Source organism: Ureibacillus acetophenoni (assembly GCF_900220965.1).
Taxonomy (GTDB): Bacteria; Bacillota; Bacilli; order Bacillales_A; family Planococcaceae; genus Ureibacillus; species Ureibacillus acetophenoni.
In genome coordinates this window covers 1-17,497 of sequence record NZ_OBQC01000005.1, presented here as the reverse complement: position 1 = coordinate 17,497, position 17,497 = coordinate 1, and the positions used below count along the sequence as shown (strand labels likewise).

Here is a 17,497-nt window from a genome sequence, read left to right as displayed (position 1 = left end):
TATAAAATATATATTATTAATATATCATAATGCATGCTAAGATGAATATAAGATTACTGATTAGAAAGAAGGATTGTATGAATCATATAAATAAGACAATGAAACGGCTTACTTTGTATGTTGTAGGTTTGTTTTTCCTTTCCCTTGGTGTTAGTTTTTCTATACAAGCTGATTTAGGCGTATCACCAGTTTCATCATTAGCTTATGCGTTTGCTCTTACTTCAGGATTCTCTGTGGGGATCATGACAATAGTTGCAAACGTTTTATTTATTCTCATACAAATCATTTTAAGTAAACGAATTGATTTGATAGATTCGCTTGTACAATTAATTATTTCATTTATGTTTGGTTTCTTTATGGATTTTACATTATTCCTTGTGCAATTATTCCCCAATCCTGAAACACTACTTATAAGATGGCTATTTTTAATTATTAGTTTATTTATAGTTGCATTGGGATTATTAGGTTATTTCTCAGCCAAATTCCCATTGATGCCATATGATGCACTTACTTATGTAATTAGCGATAAATTTAAGTTGAAATTTAGTAAGGCGAAAATTTTGAGTGATCTATTAAATGTATGTATTGCAGGTTTAGTATGTATTATTTTTATTCAAACTTTAGGTGCTGTTGGGATTGGTACAATCGTTGCAGCGTATTTCATTGGTAAAATTTTAGGTTGGATTATGCCACGTTATCAAAAGTACTTACTTAGTTGGATTGATAAAGATAAAGAAGAAGCAAAGAAAGATGCATCAGACGAAGTGACTGTGCAAAGTGAAGTCTCGAAAGTATCATCATAATATAAAGACTCTTCCGGAATAGGGAGGGTCTTTTTTACGTGTAAATGACTACTACATTTAAAGTTATCTCATACTATCAAAGAGGTGGATTAGATGACGATTGTACGACTAGGTTACGTGGCCATGAGTATGGAATTAAAAAATGCCTCTCCATCAAAAACAATGACATTTTCTGCTTTTCAAAAAATCGCAGATCGAGAAGCAGCTATTCGAAAGTTAGAGAGGATTGCCCTTACCAATTTAGAAAATACACTCCGTTTACTTAGACATAATGCTTTTAATGAAATTCATTTTTACCGTTTAACTTCAAGAATTATCCCACTTGCTAACCATGAAGAAATTCCAGATTGGGATTATATGAAACCGCTCAAGGAAAAGTTGCGGGAGATAGGGGATTTTGCAGACGAACATCAGATGAGGTTAGATTTCCATCCAGATCATTTTGTTGTGTTGAATTCTCCAGAGACAACTGTACTTAAAAATTCACTTAAAACATTAAAAATGCACTACTTTTTGTTAAAAGGAATGAAGATTAACCCGACTCATCGATGTGTTCTTCATGTTGGAGGAAATTACAACGACACGGAACAAGCGCTAGAAGGGTTTATTGAAAACTGGATGGATATTCCGAGAGGCATTCAGAAAATGATTATTCTTGAAAATGACGATACTTCATTTACTTTAAATGATACGCTTTATTTGTGTGAAAAGTTAGGGATCCCTCTTGTGTTTGATTATCATCATCACCTTGCCCATCATCAAAATCCAAATTGGCAAGAAAATTGGGAGAGAATTGTAACTACTTGGAAGGACTCAACTTTACCAATTAAAATGCATATATCCAGTCCGAAAAGTGAGTCTGAGTTCCGTCATCATTCTGATTATGTAGATGTAGACATGTTTTTCAGATTTTTAAATGAAATAAAAGGAACAGTAAATGAAATTCACTGTATGATTGAGGCGAAAAAGAAAGATGAAGCACTTTTTAGTTTAATGAAGGATATTCGTCAGCGAAACGATGTTGAAGTGATTGATGGCTCAAGTTTTTATTTAAAGTAATGTGTGTAAATAATGGTAAATGGCGAAAATAAATTAGAAAATATGATTATGAGGGGAAGTGGTTTTGTTGAAGAAGGTATTCTTTCTATCTTTTTTATTACTTGTACTTACAGGTTGTAATCCCCCAGAGCCAGAGGTAATTGTTGGCCAAAATAATGATCCAATCATTGAAGTATCAAAAATTACTGAAAAGTCAGTAGTTATCGCTCAAAATTTAACTATTCCTTGGGCCATAGAAAAGATCAACGATACGTTTTATATTACAGAACGTCCAGGAACAATAACAAAAATTGAAGGGGGACAAGCAGTTCGACAAAGAATAGAGTTAAATAAACAACTCTCCCAATCAGCTGAAGCAGGCTTAATGGGCTTTGTTCTTGCACCTGATTTTTTAGAATCCAATCGTGCCTATGCTTATTACACTTACGAAGATCAAACTGGTCAATTTAACAGGATTGTATCTTTGCTCTTAGAAGGCAATGTATGGAAAGAGGAAAATGTACTTCTTGATAAAATCCCAAGCGGCAGAGTTCACCATGGTGGGCGATTAAAAATTGGACCAGACGGAAAACTCTATGCGACCGCAGGAGATGCATTAGAGTCATCTTTAGCACAAAATTTAAATTCTTTAGCTGGTAAAATTTTGCGAATGAATTTAGATGGAACGATTCCAACTGATAATCCGAATTCCAACTCTTATATTTATAGTTATGGACATCGTAATCCACAAGGAATAACGTGGGCACCTAATGGAACGATGTATGCAAGTGAACACGGAAATCGTGCAAATGATGAAATAAATAAAATCGAAGCCGGATTAAATTATGGTTGGCCAGTCATTGAGGGGGTTGAAGAACAAGAAGGAATGGTAACACCAATTTTTACATCTGGCAGTAATAACACATGGGCCCCTTCAGGAATGGCCTACTACAACGGTAAAGTGTATGTTGCAGCCTTAAGAGGAAATGCAATTCTAGAGTTTAATCTTGAAACTGGTGAACAAAATCATGTTGTAACTGGTCTTGGTAGAATCCGTGATGTTTTCATTGATGGAGATATTTTATATTTTGTTACAAATAATACAGATGGCCGTGGAAACCCGCAGTCAAACGATGATAAATTATATAGCGTTTCACTTAGTAACTAAACACTTATGTTTGGGATCAATGCCATACCATAGATAACTTAATCTATGGTTTTTTTATGGCTTTTTTACCAAATAGGAAGTGCTGTATTAGGTACTATCCCCACAGTTCGGTCTTTCACATGGTACGTTATCCTTGTTCTCCTAAATATGAATATTTATGTATGTTGTCAAACATCTACTTACATTGTGTATTTGTCTATGAATCAAATATCACAATACACAAGTCAAACTCCCATTAATTCTTTTAGTCAAATCCCCTATAACTAAAATTCATAAAAAATATTAGAAATGATACTATTCCCGCGACACTAACCTATTTCAATTACTGGATGTTGAATAAGATAATCTGGAAGCTACAACTATATTCTGGATTAGTAGTGTACTTAGCTCACGAAATCTTAAAAACGATAATGAGTTATTCAAGGGCTAATCACTAGTAAAAGAATGATAGATAGTAGTGAAAGTTAACAAAGAAAGGAGGGATAGAATGGAGGAAATTTATGATTTCGTTTATTCAACTCCAAAAGTAGAAGTGAGAACATCGGAAATAGGACCTATTAATATCGATCAATTATGTGACGGAGCATTAAGAACTTACTTTGAAGACTTATCTGATAATACGGTGGATTTACTAGTTAAAGTAAGAAACGGCTCAACCGCTTGTTTAATGACGTTAGTAATTGAATTGAAAAACGGTAATGTAATTGAAAGAGCTGTACCAACCCCTCCATGTGAAGGTCCAATTGGATTTTACGCAATGGCATTAGATAACGTGAAAAAAGTTTCTGTCCGTTGTTCTGGATGTACGTCAGGCGAACTATGCGAGGGAGAGATTCAATTTACTCGAACATTTTGCGTAAGTTCCGCAGAAGAAAAAAAAAAGAAGATCTCTGTAAAAAACACAGAAGAGATTCCTACGGATACAGAGACAATCAAGTCGATATTCAATCTTATTGCAGTTGTAACACTCGCGAATATACTTAATTCTAATCTAGCGCAGAATCAAGAATCACATTGTATAAGAGGTTTACCAGAAAGAAGACAAGAAAGCCCCGTAAAAAGACAAGTGAGAAAGACTAAATGTAGGCAGGAATATAAATTAGAAAAAAGACGAAAAAATCGCTATAGAAGAGTAAAGAAAATAAGTAGCTATTTTGAAGATGATTTATCTGAACGTTTGTTAATTTACCTATAGTAATGCCTATTAAATCAACTCATCTTCGGGCTAACTATTCTATTAGACGATTGACTCAAATAAAAATTTTACTAGTAATTTAAAAAAATTAGTATAAACGCCTCCATTGTAATTTTACAAATTAATATACTGTAGTATCGAAAGATTAAGGAGGTGAAACTATGTCAAGATATAATGATTGGGATGGTAAACACAAACATGAATGTGGTTGTAATGGAGACAAAAAACATCACGACAAGTTAGATGATCTACTAGACCTGTTGAAAAAGCTTCTTAAAGATAAAGAAAATGATAAACAACCTAAGAGTTGTCAATCAGTATTTGCATCATTTGACACAAGCTCAGGTCGATTAATCGCTGTAACTCCAAATGGCGCAGCGTTTGGCTGTGCTTTTGTACCAGGGCAACAAAACGACCCGGCAGCACCTACGATTGCACAACTTACTGCTTGTCTATACAGTAATGGATTTAAGATTGTAGCAGATGGGTTTAGTCAACCAAATGGAATTAGTAGTGTTATCTTCGTGAGATGTAATTAAACAATAAATGGGTGGATCAGTTTTGTCTACCTTATGAAGTTAAGAGTAAAAAAGGTGACCTCAAGGTGGTTAATTATTAACGGCCTTATGGGTCACCTTTTTTATGGGATATATTGTGAAGCATTATGTTAGTAGAAGGATCTCCATGAAATGTCCTCCTTTTTTATCAAACTGAACTTTTAATGATGGTGGTGATGATGTCCACCTTGTTCTCCTTTGATTTGACAAAGGATCGATTCGTCATGTGTGTGCGCGGTTGTTTCGAGTTGAATCGTAACGTGTTGAATTCCGAGATGTAAAAGGTCATGTTCAATTTTACGAAGCATCTCTTCACTTTCAGCAATGGTCATTGCATCATCTACCACTGCATGACAGGACATTGCATTTAAACCGCTAGTAATACTCCATATGTGCAAGTCATGGATACTAATGATTCCATCCGTTTTTTGGATACACTGAATCACCTCATCCATATTTGTGTTTTCAGGTGTACCCTCCATCAAAACATTCACCGCTGATTTTGTAACATAAAAGCCACTACGCAAAACGAGCGCTGCCACGATGACACTTGCTAGTGGATCTGCCCACCCAAATCCGTAGAACATCATTAGTAATGCGGCAATAATGGCTCCAACCGATCCAAGCATATCCCCCAACACATGTAAGTAAGCTCCACGCATATTTAAATTCTCTTCCGTATCTGCACCCCGATGCATTATCCATGCAACAAGAATATTAACCAGAAGTCCAATAGAACTAATTATAAGCATTCCTGTCGTTGCAACTTCCGGTGGATTCGCAAAACGTTCAATTGCTTCGTAAAAAATAAATGCTGCAATGAGCATTAATGTAATACCGTTTAGTACAGCTGCTAAAATTTCAAAGCGTTTATATCCAAAGGTCTTTCGTTGATTGGCAGCTTTTTCACCTAATATGAAAGCAAGAAGTGCGATACCAAGAGCAATCGAATCACTTAACATATGGCCAGCATCAGAAAGTAAAGCGAGGCTATTCGTTAAAAAACCTCCAATAGCTTCAACAATCATATATGCAGTTATAATAATAAACGAAATTAGTAATACTTTCTTATTCGCACCATGAGTATGATCATGATGATGGTGATGATGATTTCCCATGGGTTTCCCCCCATTCAATTAGTATCTTTCCACTAAGTATGTGTTGCATGATCAATAGCTTGTTGAAGTAAGTTCATAATATGATCATCGTCATTTGAGTAATAAAGCGTTGTACCTTCTCTTCTAAATTTCACGAGGCGTAAGTTTTTTAAAAATCTTAATTGATGGGAAACAGAGGACTGGCTCAAATTAAGTTTCTCCGCAATTTCATTTACAGAATGTTCTTCTGAACAAAGGAAATTAAGTATACGAATCCTTGTTGGATCACTTAATGCTTTAAAAGTTTGGGAAACAACAAATAATGTTTCCTCATCTAAATCACTAGACTGCACAGGTTGAACAGTGTCGTTCAGTATATCTTGACTCAAAATCATCACCTGACCTTTTTTCTTATATGAGCATATGTTCATATATTATTTATATGCAAATTTTCAAAATATGTCAACGTAAAAATGAGTTTTAACAAAATAAATAACTATTACTTGTCGTTATATCGTATAATGCGATATAATCGTCTCAAACGATTAAGTGGGGGTTACTATGATTAATGTAATAAATAGATGCTTTACAGATATATATTTTCAACTTCATCCCGTTCAAAATGACGCAATATCCCATCAGAGTGTCCGTATATTGCAACTAGTACATAAAAAGAAATATATAATGATTCGAGATATTGCAGAGTATTTGTTGATATCACATAATACCGCCTCTGAACATGTAAAAAAACTAGTGAGCAGTGGATGGTTATATAAAGAAAGGTCAGAAGAGGATCAACGTAAAGTTTATCTACATTTAACACAATCCGGTTTAAGTGTTTTAAAGAAGAACACAGAGTTAGATGAGGAAAAGTTACAAAATGCACTTAATAAGTTATCCGATGAAGAAAAGATGCAAATTGTTCGTGCCTTTCAGTTACTAAGTGAGGTATCGAAATAAATGTATTTAATAATAAAGATATTAAGTTCTGCAGCTATTATTGGAATCGTAACCGAACTAGCAAGACGATTCCCTTTATATGGAGGAATTATTGCTGCTTTACCATTAATAAGTATCCTAAGTATCATTTGGTTAACTGTACAAGGGGAGTCTGCCAATACTATCAGTAGATTTACTGGTGGGGTAATAGCAGGTCTTCCTGCCACAATTGTAATGTTAGTAATCATTTATATAGCATTTAAACATTCAATTCACTTATCAATTGCTATTATATTGGGAGTTGTAGGTTGGGGGATATCATTAATGGTACAAAAATATATACTGGAAGCCTTCTTTTCATAGAAAATTGACTGAATCATTATAAGAAAAAGTACAATCCAAAAATAAGGGATTGTACTTTGCTTTACATAACAAAACGCTCATATTAAATTTTAAATGGATTTTTCCATTCCATTAAAACGCCATAGTTCAAGGATTCTTCATCATCTAAATAATTTTCAACGACAGCGATAGGCATACGACCTGCTCGAAGTAAAAACGAGATAACAGGATCATGGATTTTACCTGCAAGAACAGCATCAACATATTCTTTGGCAGTCATTTCATTTGCGTGCTTATGATAGCCAGGCATTCGTCCGCCACCTAACAGCCGATCCAATCCTAATTCAACGACAATTTGATACATAGATTGCATCATAATTTTACCTAAACCTAAAGAGCGGTAGGCCGGTCTTACACTAATATCAACAATATAAAGTGTATTTCCATTTGGATCATGATTGTTAATATATCCATTGTCTGTTGCTTCAGCCCAAGTATGGTCTGGCTGTGCAGGGTCAAAGTTTACACACAATCCCGTTAATGAACTAACAATTTTTCCATCTATTTCAATGCAAAGTGCTCCTTCAGGAAATAGAGTAACATGATTCGTTAATTGTTCCTTATTCCACCAAAGATCAGATGGAAAAGGTGGGGGAAAGCACTCTGTTTGTATGTCGATGAGATCATCAAAATCATTCGTTTCATAATTTCTTATAAGAATTCGTACTGGTTTACCATCAGAAAAAAGTAGCTGTTCACTTCGATACAATGTAGCGCCTCCTTATTTCCAATCTGTATATAAGTCCGTTCGACGGTCCCTCCAAGTAGTTACAGAACCTTTTTCACGAACTTCATATAAAAGATCTAGGTCAAGATCTGCAGTAACCAACATATCGTCATTAATTTCCCCTTCAGCAAGCAGACCCTTTGGAGGGAATGGTACATCATTTGGCGTAATGATTGCTGCTTGGCCAAAGTTCATGCGCATAAAGTCGACAGTTGGAAGTCCACCTACTGTTCCTGTCAAAACAACATACACTTGGTTTTCAATGGCGCGGGCATGACTTGTGTATCGAACGCGGTGGAAACCATGTCGGTCATCTGTGCAAGAAGGACAGAAAATGACATCTGCACCTTTTGCTTTTGCCATACGTACGATTTCAGGGAATTCAATGTCGTAACAAGTTAGTATTGCGATACGACCTTTATCTGTATCGAATACCTCTAGCCCATCACCTTTTGACATGTTCCATTCATGTACTTCCGTAGGTGTAATATGAATTTTATCTTGTGACACAACTTTTCCATTAGGGTAAAACATATGAGCTCGATTGCGAAGTTTCCCTTCTACATTGACAACATGTGTACCAGCAATAATATAAACGTTGTATGCTTTCGCAAACCTTGTAAATGTTTCATGATATTGTTCTGTAAAAGGAGGTAAATCATTAATTGTTAGTGCTTCGCCATTTGGCCCTTTTATCGATAACAATTGTGTAGTGAAAAACTCAGGAAATAAAATAAATTCAGTATCAAATTCTAGGGCGGCTTTTATATAATGTTCACACTGGTTAACAAAGTCCTCAAATCTATCAATTGTATGTAAATGATATTGCACTGCAGAAACACGAATTTTCATACAATACCTCCTAATTTATCATTTTGAAATATCGTAGCATAAAACAGGTAGAATTTAGAAGTTTTTAACACTCAATGACTATACTATGATGTTCAATTCTATATTAGAAACAGCCAAGGCTTCTCTTATAAAACATAATTGACCATTTGGTATACAACTGTATACAATTAAATTGCATATACAACCGTATACACCGTTGGAATGAAAAAAATCTAGAACAAAAAGATAACGGTCTATAACTATTCATAGAAAGAAATTAGTATTACTATAAACTAGTGAAAACTGAGACCACTAAAGAAAAGGTGTAAATTATGCAATCTGCAATTAAACTCACAAAATACTTAAAACCATATATGGTCTTTACAATTATTGCTCCATTGATGATGGTGCTAGAAGTTGCAATGGATTTATTACAACCAACCATAATGAAACATATTATAGATGATGGAATTGCAAAAAATGATACAGGGTACGTTGTTACAATGTTTGGATTAATGATCCTTTGCGCTGTACTAGGGTTAATTGGGGGAGTAGGATGTTCCATTTATGCAACTAAATCTGCAGTTAATTTTGCAACGGATATTCGAAAAGACTTATATGAAACCATTACGTATTTCTCGAGTAGAAATAAAGACCATTTTACTCTTGGGAAATTAATTACGAATATTACTAGTGATGTTGAATCGTTACAACGGGCACTAACAATGCTTTTAAAAATATTCGTGCGCGGTCCTTTAACTTTTATAGGTGCAATTATTATTGTTTTCTTTACAGCTCGTGAACTATTTCCTGTACTACTTTTTGTAGTTCCAATTTTAGCCTTTTCTATTTATTTTTTTACGAAAATTTCTGGAAAGTTATTTTTAAAAGTACAAGAAGCAATTGACCAAGTGAACACAAAAGTACAAGAAAATTTAGCAGGTATACGAGTAGTTAAAGCTTATAACCGAAAAAAGCATCAAATTGAAAAATTTACATCAGTAAATGGATCATTAATGCAAAGAAATATTAAAGCCGACCAAATTATCGGTATTTTAGGTCCATTAACGATGTTTGTTGTTAACATTGGAATCATTATCGCATTGTGGCAAGGTGCTATTAAAGTAGAAAATGGGACAATCCAAGTAGGGGTCATTGTTGCGTTTATTAACTATTTAATGATGATAATGGGTGGCTTGATGAGTTCATCGGCAGTTTTAATGAATATAGCTCGTGCGATTCCGAGTGCCAATCGAATTGTAGAAGTACTAGAAGAGACACTAGATATAAAAATTACCGATAATGCTTTATCTACTCAGTTAAAAGGCCAAGTAGAATTTGATAAAGTTAGCTTTTCTTATATTGAAGAAAATGAGCCAGTTTTAAAGGAGGTTTCCTTTAAAGCTCTTCCTGGTGAGACTATAGGAATTATTGGTGCTACAGGTAGTGGAAAATCAACCATTGTTAAACTAATCCCAAGGCTATTTGATGTTACCAAAGGTGAAATCCGTATTGATAATATCCCGATTAAGCAAATTGATCTTCAAACATTACGTAGTGCCATTGCTTTTGCACCGCAAAGAGCTACTTTATTTTCAAAAACAATCGATGAGAATATAAAGTACGGGAAAGATGATGCGAGTAGCGAAGAGATTATAGAGGCTTTAAAGTCTTCTCAAGCTTATGAGTTTGTGGAAAAGCTAGATGCAAAGGAAAATCATTTCATTACTCAAGGGGCAACTAATTTGTCTGGTGGGCAAAAGCAACGTCTTGCAATGGCTAGAGCATTCGTTAGACAACCAGCAATCTTAATACTAGATGATACTACATCTGCAGTGGATAGTATTTCTGAAAGAAAAATACAAAAAGCAATTAGAGAACAGTTTAAAGACAGCACGAAGTTTATTGTTTCTTCAAAAGTTTCTTCCATACGTTATGCTGATCAGATACTAGTTTTGGATGATGGGGAAATTGTAGGGCTGGGTACTCATGATGAATTGATAAAAGATAATAAAGTCTATCAAGAAATTGTCGATACTCAACAGGTTAAAGGAGGTATGTTAGATGAGTAATTCAGTTCAACCTCCTGTTTCACAAACTGCAAGACCACCTGAACCTCGGAATGTTTTAAGACATCCTGGTGGGCGATTTAACGGTCCTGCAGAAAAAGCGAAAGACCAAAAGGGAACAATTCAACGAATATGGACTTATTTAAAAAATGAACGACTTGGTTTAATTAGTGCCATCGTCTATGTTATTCTATCTTCCTTATTGAGTTTGCTAGGACCATTATTAATAGGGATTATTATAGACAAATATATTTTGGTAAACGATATTGAAGGCACCATTCGAATGGTTCTTCTACTTACTGCCATTTATGTGGCGGGTGCAATATTTACCTGGTTACAAACTTTTGTAATGATTCGTGTATCGCAAAAGACGATCTGGAGATTACGTCAGAATTTGTTTGAAAAGTTTCAATTGCTTCCTTTAGCAACCTTTGATAAACGTCAACAAGGCGATTTAATGAGCCGAATGACAAATGACATAGAAAATTTAAATGCAGCACTTTCACAAAGTGTGGTTCAAATTATTTCAACCATATTAACCGTAATTGGTTCTGCAATTGCAATGTTTTACTTAAATTGGACACTAGCAATTGTTACCATGCTTATTATCCCATGTATCCTATGGGCAGCTAAACAAATTATTAAACGCAGTAGTAAAAACTATAGAGAGAAACAAAGAGATCTAGGGCAACTAAATGGATTTGTTGCAGAAACAATCTCTAATTCAGATATTACAACGTTATTTGGAAAAGAAGTCCCGACTATCGAGCAATTTAATGAGGCCAATGAAAAGCTAAGAAAATCAGCGATGCGTGCAGAAATTGTGACTGGGTTAATGGGTCCGGTAAACAACTTCATTAATACTTTAGGAATTGGAATAGTTGTAGGTGTAGGTGCTTTATTGTCTATTAATAACCTAGTAACGATAGGAATCATTGCTTCATTCATTACTTATTCAAGACAATTTTTACGTCCGATTAACCAATTATCCAACTTATTCAACACATTCCAATCTGCTATAGCAGGGGCTGAACGAGTATTTGAAATAATCGATGAACAAGAGGAACCGAAAGATAGCCAAAATGCAATTACGAAGAAAAAGTTTAATGGAGATGTAAAGTTTAGAAATGTAGATTTCCATTACGGCATAGAAAAACCTGTTCTTCGCAACATTTCATTTGAAGCAAAGGCAGGAGATACAATTGCCCTTGTTGGACCTACTGGATCAGGAAAAACGACAATTATCCAGTTGTTAAATCGCTTTTATGATGTGAGAAATGGTGAAGTTCTTATTGACGGTGAAAATATAAAAAATTACCGAATGGAAAATTTAAGAGATCATATTGGTGTCGTTTTACAAGATACTTATTTGTTTTCCGGTTCTGTCCGTGAAAATATTCGTTACGGAAAGCTGGATGCTACAGATGAGGAAGTTGAGCAAGCCGCAAAAATAGCATATGCCCACAACTTTATTAAATATTTACCAAAGCGTTATGATACTATGCTTGTTTCAGGTGGGATGAATTTAAGTCAAGGTCAACGTCAGTTAATAGCAATTGCGCGGGCGATATTAGAAGATCCAGATATATTAATTTTAGACGAAGCAACATCTAGTGTCGACACGATGACAGAAGTTCATATTCAAAAAGGGTTAAATAATTTGATGAAGGGTCGCACAAGTTTTGTTATCGCACACCGATTAAAAACAATCGAAAATGCCGATAAAATACTTGTTATTAAAGACGGGACAATACTAGAGCAAGGAAATCATGAAACATTAATGAAACAACACGGATTTTACTATAACTTACAAAATCAACTTCAAATACAAGAATAAATTCACAAGCTGTCCAATAAACATAAGTTGGACAGCTTTTTACTTTTAGAAAAAGGTTAGAAAAGGGTTATTTTTTATTTGAAACTATGAATATTTTTTCTATTATTTCATAATCAAAACTTTACGCATACAAGCCCTTTTTCTAGCGTATAGTAGTGCAAAAGGTTGCAAAAGGCGGTGTACAAGTTTGAAGCGTTGGATTGCACTAATTGTTATTTTATTAGTTTGTTTAGCGGTGGTCGTATATGAGACAAACGCATCTGACAGAAAGTTTTTCCTACCTGAACCATTAGGTGGGGTAAAAATTGTTGTTGATGCTGGTCATGGAGGGGTGGATGGTGGTGCTTCTTCTCAGGCTGTAATCGAAAGTGAAATTACACTGTCGATTGCTAAAAAAGTTGAACACCAACTTAAACGTATGGGTGCAGATGTTGTCATGACAAGAACAACTGATGGTGATGTGTTGGACGAGCACGCTCCTAGTGAGGAATTTGCTACTTTAAGAGAACGTAAGAAACAAGATATCTTTTTACGTGAAGAAATTGTTAAATCAAATCAACCAGACATTTTTATCACAATTCATGCAAATGCAATTCCTGAAGAAAAATGGAGAGGTGCGCAAGTTTTCTACCACCAAACAGGACATCCTAATAGTGAATTGTTGGCAAAATCAGTTCAAGAGTCCATTAAGAGCACATTACAAAATACAGACCGTGAAGCTTTAGCAATCAAACAAATTTATTTACTGAAAAAGACAGAAGTTCCAGCAGTTTTAATCGAAACAGGTTTCTTAAGTAATAATGAGGAAAGAGAACTTCTATCCGATGAAAGTTATCAAGAGAAGATGGCAACTGCAATCGTAAATGGAATTGAAAATTATGTGAATCTAGAGTTTGAGTAGGAAAATTAGAAAGCCATTCACCCAATAATAAGGTGAGTGGTTTTTTTCTTCATTTTGATTTAAATACTTGTTGAAAACGTAATCATTTTCGATAAGATTTCAAAAACACTATGCTATACTAAAAATAGAAAAGATTATAGGGGTGTTGGACTTGATAAACGAACAACAAGTTAGACAAATATTAGGCGAATTAGAAGATCCGTTTTTACATAAGACTTTAGAACAAACAAATGGTGTTCTAAATGTAAGTATAAAAGAAGAGAAAAAACACGTAAGTGTGAAAGTTGCTATAGCAAAAACAAACACACCAGAACAAATGCAACTACAAATGAAAATAGTTGAAATACTTAAAGAAGCTGGAGCGGCATCAGTTGGTATTCGTTTTGAAGAACTAGCTCCAGAAGTTCTAGAAAGCTTCCGTGGCAAAGCAACAACTACTGAAACTCACGATATTTTATCTCCATTATCTACTGTACAAGTAATTGCTATTGCATCAGGTAAAGGTGGAGTTGGGAAATCAACCGTTTCTGTTAACTTAGCTGTAGCATTAGCTCGTTTAGGTAAAAAGGTTGGTTTAATTGACGCTGATATTTACGGTTTTAGTGTTCCTGATATGATGGGGATTCAAGAAATGCCAGTTGTCAAAGAAGATCGTATTTATCCTGTAGATCGCATGGGTGTAAAAGTTATTTCAATGGGATTCTTCGTTGAAAACAATGCTCCGATTGTATGGCGCGGACCAATGCTTGGAAAAGTATTAGATCAATTCTTCCGTGATGTGGAATGGGGAGAATTAGATTACCTATTATTAGATTTACCACCAGGTACAGGTGACGTTGCACTTGATATTCATCAAGCATTACCTACATCTAAAGAGATTATTGTTACTACGCCACATCCAACGGCTGCTTTTGTTGCTGCACGTGCTGGAGCAATGGCTTTACAAACAAACCATGATATTCTAGGTGTTATTGAAAATATGGCATGGTTTGAGTCAAAAGTAACTGGTGAAAAGGAATATGTATTTGGTAAAGGCGGAGGTCCAAAACTTGCAGATGAATTGCGTACAGAGTTACTAGGACAAGTTCCCCTTGGACAACCTGACTGGACAAAAGAAGATTTTGCGCCATCTGTATACGATACAGATCATTCAACAGGAAAAATTTATTTAGAAATCGCTGAGAAAGTAGTAAAGCAATTAGAAGAAAAATAAAGTAAAAAGCGGATTGCATTTTTGCAATCCGCTTTGTTTTTAACTACTAGAACCGCCGCCTTCACCTTCGCCTTGGCCGCCTCCAGAACCACCTTCGCCGCCGCCTTCACCGCCGCCTTCTTTACCGCCGCTTTTCGATGCTCCCTCACCCGATTTTCTAATGAGCTCTTGCCATTTCGTTTGTAATAGAGGGTCTTCTATCGTTTGCATTACAACCTCCTCCATTTGTTTACGAAGGGTTGAGCTCTTTAATATGGTTTCTAATTGTTTTTGCATGTCTGGCTGTCCGAAGAATTTAACTAAATCTTCTTGGAAAGTAGCATTTTTAATAAGGTCTTTCATAATATCGGTTTGCTGTTCCTTCATACTTTTCGCAATGGATTCTTTAAATTTAGGATCCTCAAACTGTTTTTTCCAAAACTCTGTAGCTTCTTCAGATAATAATGTGTCTTTTATTGCAGTTTCCACCTGATCATGTTCAAGTATAATTAAATCACGTATACTTGGGTCTTCTAACATCTGACGTAGAGCTTTCTTTCCATCTTCTGTCTGAATTGAATCGATCATGATTTTCTTTATCTCATCATAAGACATCGTTTGGGTTGGCGTATCGGAACAGCTTGCTAAAAACAGTAATACAACTGACAGGATTAGTAGTCGTTTCAACATTATATTCAGTCCTTTCGTTTAAAGGCTCTCTTTCAATTATTGTTCACATTTCTGAGCATAATATGTATTGCTTTGTTTATATAGATTAGCTTTTTTTAAATACGATTGTTAAAATATACAAGGACAAATTAAAAAAGGGGACAGGTTCATCGTGACTATACGAAATTGGATTAAATTCTTCCTCATGTGTGTACTCATTGGTGGCATCGTTACAGGTGTTGCTGGTATTTTTATAAGATGGAATTTCTTTCAACCTTATTTAGCGGCAGGCGAAATAGGCGAATTTTTTGCTGCATTTAGCTGGATGATTCTTTTAGGTATAACAATGAGTGTAATAGCACAAGCTGGATTTTTTGCATATTTAACATTGCACCAAGTAGGTGTAGGTATTTTTAGAACACTCACTTTATGGAATTGGGTTCAAGTTTTATTAATTCTTTTCGTACTATTTGATCTTATTGTTTTTAGATTTCATCCAAGTGCACAAAGTGTACAAGACTGGCTATTCTATGGTGGATTAATGGTCTTTTTAGTTTTTGCATCGATAGCAACAGCAGTAAAAAAAGTACAATTAACAAACAAAAAACATATATTAGTTTCTTCGCTATTTTTTATGATTGTAGTTACATCATTAGAGTGGATTATTGCGCTAATGGGTCGCCAAGGTAATATAGATACATATGTTGCACTGTTATTATTCCCACTTGTCGCAGTTAATGCATACCAATTGTTGGCACTGCCAAAGTACAATGCAAAATCAGATGAGGATCGAAAGAAACTAGAAGAACGTAAAAAAACACGTAAAATTGAAGGGCAACAAAAAGCAAAAGCTTGAACAAATTAAAGGGCTAGTACAAAAATAAAATGTACTAGCCCTTTTTAATTTACTCAGGCATTTTCTTTGATTTTATTGAATAACCAAAAATATTTTCCTCTATGGACATAAACTTCTGAGAATACAAAAGCTTAGTTAGTGATTCAAAATTTGTTTTGGATTCTTCATGTAACGGGATTGAAATGATCGCACCCTTTTCATTATTTAATGGATCATCTTCTTTATAAAGAGTCGTAGGTGATAACATATTCACTTGTTCATTGAATATAGATTGTTTTAATTCATCCGTATAATTGTAATCTGATGTCATAAACCATAAAGGCTTGCTTTGAAGGTGTTTTTCGTAAATTGCTACATCTTTATTAAACAATTCCGTTGTGTAGTCTTTGGCGCCTTCCCCTCCAAGTAAGCCTATAGGGATATTCTTATTCTTTATGACATCAATATATTTTGGAGAGCGTTCAATCCAATCAGCTTTCACCATTAAAAGTGGATAAGGTTGTTTTAATGATTCTAACCATTCAAGAAATCCATCATGTGAAAAAGAAACTTCTAATATGATCGATTGTCCATAATTTCCTTTCGATATTATCACTGGTTCATCGGATATTTGAAACACAGAAATAATAGAATCTCTTTGGGGGAAAACAAAAAAGAATAAAACTAGAGCTATAGCAAATGCTAATACTACTTTGCGAATCATTCATATACTCCTTTATTATTGGATTTGAATTAATAAAACATGTCCTTAAAAAAACTTATGAAATTATGTTGACTTTCATGAATAAACGATGTTAGTATAGAAAAGTCGCCGCTGACATGGCGATAGAAATTAAAAAAAGTTGTTGACATCTACTTCGGTAAGATGTTATGATATAAAAGTTGTTATCGAGAGATGACGAATAATGAACCTTGAAAACTGAACAACAAAACGTTAATGAATTAAACGTTTCTATTATAGAAACACAATTTTGGACATCAACATTGATGCCAGCATGAATTTAGAGCTTAACTCAAATTCTACATTTTATGGAGAGTTTGATCCTGGCTCAGGACGAACGCTGGCGGCGTGCCTAATACATGCAAGTCGAGCGAACCTTTTAAAAGCTTGCTTTTGAAAGGTTAGCGGCGGACGGGTGAGTAACACGTGGGCAACCTGCCCTATAGTTTGGGATAACTCCGGGAAACCGGGGCTAATACCGGATAATACAATTTA

Annotated in this window: 18 protein-coding genes and 1 rRNA gene; 13 read left to right on the top strand and 6 right to left on the bottom strand. The window is 34.8% G+C overall.

From position 1 onward, the window contains the following. Nucleotides 1-77 precede the first annotated feature (77 nt). The 5 genes from CRO45_RS08425 (at nucleotide 78) to CRO45_RS08405 (ending at nucleotide 4,743) form a co-directional block, all read left to right on the top strand. Nucleotides 78-803, top strand: coding sequence for a YczE/YyaS/YitT family protein (locus tag CRO45_RS08425; RefSeq protein WP_235864556.1), 726 nt, complete (start codon nucleotides 78-80; stop codon nucleotides 801-803). Between the two features lie 93 nt (nucleotides 804-896). Continuing rightward, entirely contained in the window at nucleotides 897-1,862 is a 966-nt protein-coding gene (gene uvsE, locus CRO45_RS08420; RefSeq protein ID WP_097149225.1) for a UV DNA damage repair endonuclease UvsE, read from the top strand. Between the two features lie 67 nt (nucleotides 1,863-1,929). Next, nucleotides 1,930-3,009 carry a PQQ-dependent sugar dehydrogenase gene (locus tag CRO45_RS08415; RefSeq protein WP_097149400.1) on the top strand — a complete coding sequence of 360 codons (1,080 nt, stop codon included), beginning with the start codon at nucleotides 1,930-1,932 and terminating at the stop codon, nucleotides 3,007-3,009. 487 nt (nucleotides 3,010-3,496) lie between these two features. Continuing rightward, on the top strand, nucleotides 3,497-4,204 hold the full coding sequence (locus tag CRO45_RS08410; protein WP_097149224.1) for a hypothetical protein: 708 nt from the start codon (nucleotides 3,497-3,499) through the stop codon (nucleotides 4,202-4,204). Nucleotides 4,205-4,365: 161 nt separating this feature from the next. Beyond that, a complete protein-coding gene (locus tag CRO45_RS08405) occupies nucleotides 4,366-4,743 on the top strand; it encodes a hypothetical protein (protein WP_097149223.1) in 378 nt (125 codons plus the stop codon). A 179-nt stretch (nucleotides 4,744-4,922) separates the two neighbouring features. On the opposite strand, the gene CRO45_RS08400 is transcribed toward CRO45_RS08405, so the two are convergent. Beyond that, nucleotides 4,923-5,879 carry a cation diffusion facilitator family transporter gene (locus CRO45_RS08400; protein ID WP_097149222.1) on the bottom strand — a complete coding sequence of 319 codons (957 nt, stop codon included), beginning with the start codon at nucleotides 5,877-5,879 and terminating at the stop codon, nucleotides 4,923-4,925. A 32-nt stretch (nucleotides 5,880-5,911) separates the two neighbouring features. After that, nucleotides 5,912-6,247: an ArsR/SmtB family transcription factor gene (locus CRO45_RS08395; RefSeq protein WP_328588618.1), complete on the bottom strand. Its 336-nt coding sequence runs from the start codon at nucleotides 6,245-6,247 to the stop codon at nucleotides 5,912-5,914. A 172-nt stretch (nucleotides 6,248-6,419) separates the two neighbouring features. On the opposite strand from CRO45_RS08395, the gene CRO45_RS08390 reads away from it, so the two are divergent. Together CRO45_RS08390 and CRO45_RS08385 are read left to right on the top strand one after the other, a co-directional pair. After that, nucleotides 6,420-6,818: a MarR family winged helix-turn-helix transcriptional regulator gene (locus CRO45_RS08390; RefSeq protein ID WP_097149220.1), complete on the top strand. Its 399-nt coding sequence runs from the start codon at nucleotides 6,420-6,422 to the stop codon at nucleotides 6,816-6,818. Continuing rightward, on the top strand, nucleotides 6,819-7,160 hold the full coding sequence (locus CRO45_RS08385) for a DUF3147 family protein (RefSeq protein WP_097149219.1): 342 nt from the start codon (nucleotides 6,819-6,821) through the stop codon (nucleotides 7,158-7,160). Nucleotides 7,161-7,242: 82 nt separating this feature from the next. On the opposite strand, the gene CRO45_RS08380 is transcribed toward CRO45_RS08385, so the two are convergent. Together CRO45_RS08380 and CRO45_RS08375 are read right to left on the bottom strand one after the other, a co-directional pair. Then, nucleotides 7,243-7,908: a GNAT family N-acetyltransferase gene (locus CRO45_RS08380; protein ID WP_097149218.1), complete on the bottom strand. Its 666-nt coding sequence runs from the start codon at nucleotides 7,906-7,908 to the stop codon at nucleotides 7,243-7,245. Between the two features lie 12 nt (nucleotides 7,909-7,920). After that, nucleotides 7,921-8,778 (bottom strand): carbon-nitrogen hydrolase family protein, encoded by an 858-nt coding sequence (locus CRO45_RS08375; protein WP_097149217.1) that lies wholly within the window; start codon nucleotides 8,776-8,778, stop codon nucleotides 7,921-7,923. Nucleotides 8,779-9,089: 311 nt separating this feature from the next. On the opposite strand from CRO45_RS08375, the gene CRO45_RS08370 reads away from it, so the two are divergent. The 4 genes from CRO45_RS08370 (at nucleotide 9,090) to CRO45_RS08355 (ending at nucleotide 14,777) form a co-directional block, all read left to right on the top strand. Beyond that, on the top strand, nucleotides 9,090-10,829 hold the full coding sequence (locus CRO45_RS08370) for an ABC transporter ATP-binding protein (protein WP_097149216.1): 1,740 nt from the start codon (nucleotides 9,090-9,092) through the stop codon (nucleotides 10,827-10,829). Continuing rightward, a complete protein-coding gene (locus CRO45_RS08365) occupies nucleotides 10,822-12,663 on the top strand; it encodes an ABC transporter ATP-binding protein (RefSeq protein WP_097149215.1) in 1,842 nt (613 codons plus the stop codon). The genes CRO45_RS08370 and CRO45_RS08365 overlap by 8 nt, the downstream gene beginning before the upstream one ends. A 187-nt stretch (nucleotides 12,664-12,850) precedes the next feature. Next, nucleotides 12,851-13,564 carry an N-acetylmuramoyl-L-alanine amidase gene (locus tag CRO45_RS08360; protein ID WP_097149214.1) on the top strand — a complete coding sequence of 238 codons (714 nt, stop codon included), beginning with the start codon at nucleotides 12,851-12,853 and terminating at the stop codon, nucleotides 13,562-13,564. Nucleotides 13,565-13,715: 151 nt separating this feature from the next. Further along, nucleotides 13,716-14,777 (top strand): P-loop NTPase, encoded by a 1,062-nt coding sequence (locus CRO45_RS08355; RefSeq protein WP_097149213.1) that lies wholly within the window; start codon nucleotides 13,716-13,718, stop codon nucleotides 14,775-14,777. Between the two features lie 39 nt (nucleotides 14,778-14,816). Here CRO45_RS08355 and gerD read toward each other — a convergent pair whose 3' ends face one another. After that, nucleotides 14,817-15,446 carry a spore germination lipoprotein GerD gene (gene gerD, locus CRO45_RS08350; RefSeq protein ID WP_328588617.1) on the bottom strand — a complete coding sequence of 210 codons (630 nt, stop codon included), beginning with the start codon at nucleotides 15,444-15,446 and terminating at the stop codon, nucleotides 14,817-14,819. A 151-nt stretch (nucleotides 15,447-15,597) separates the two neighbouring features. Between gerD and CRO45_RS08345 the strand changes: the two genes are divergently transcribed. After that, nucleotides 15,598-16,281, top strand: a complete 684-nt coding sequence (locus tag CRO45_RS08345) for a KinB-signaling pathway activation protein (protein WP_097149212.1) — start codon at nucleotides 15,598-15,600, stop codon at nucleotides 16,279-16,281. Between the two features lie 49 nt (nucleotides 16,282-16,330). Here CRO45_RS08345 and CRO45_RS08340 read toward each other — a convergent pair whose 3' ends face one another. Further along, a complete protein-coding gene (locus tag CRO45_RS08340) occupies nucleotides 16,331-16,984 on the bottom strand; it encodes a hypothetical protein (RefSeq protein ID WP_097149211.1) in 654 nt (217 codons plus the stop codon). 323 nt (nucleotides 16,985-17,307) lie between these two features. Between CRO45_RS08340 and CRO45_RS08335 the strand changes: the two genes are divergently transcribed. Beyond that, nucleotides 17,308-17,497 (top strand): 16S ribosomal RNA (locus CRO45_RS08335); the annotation flags it as partial.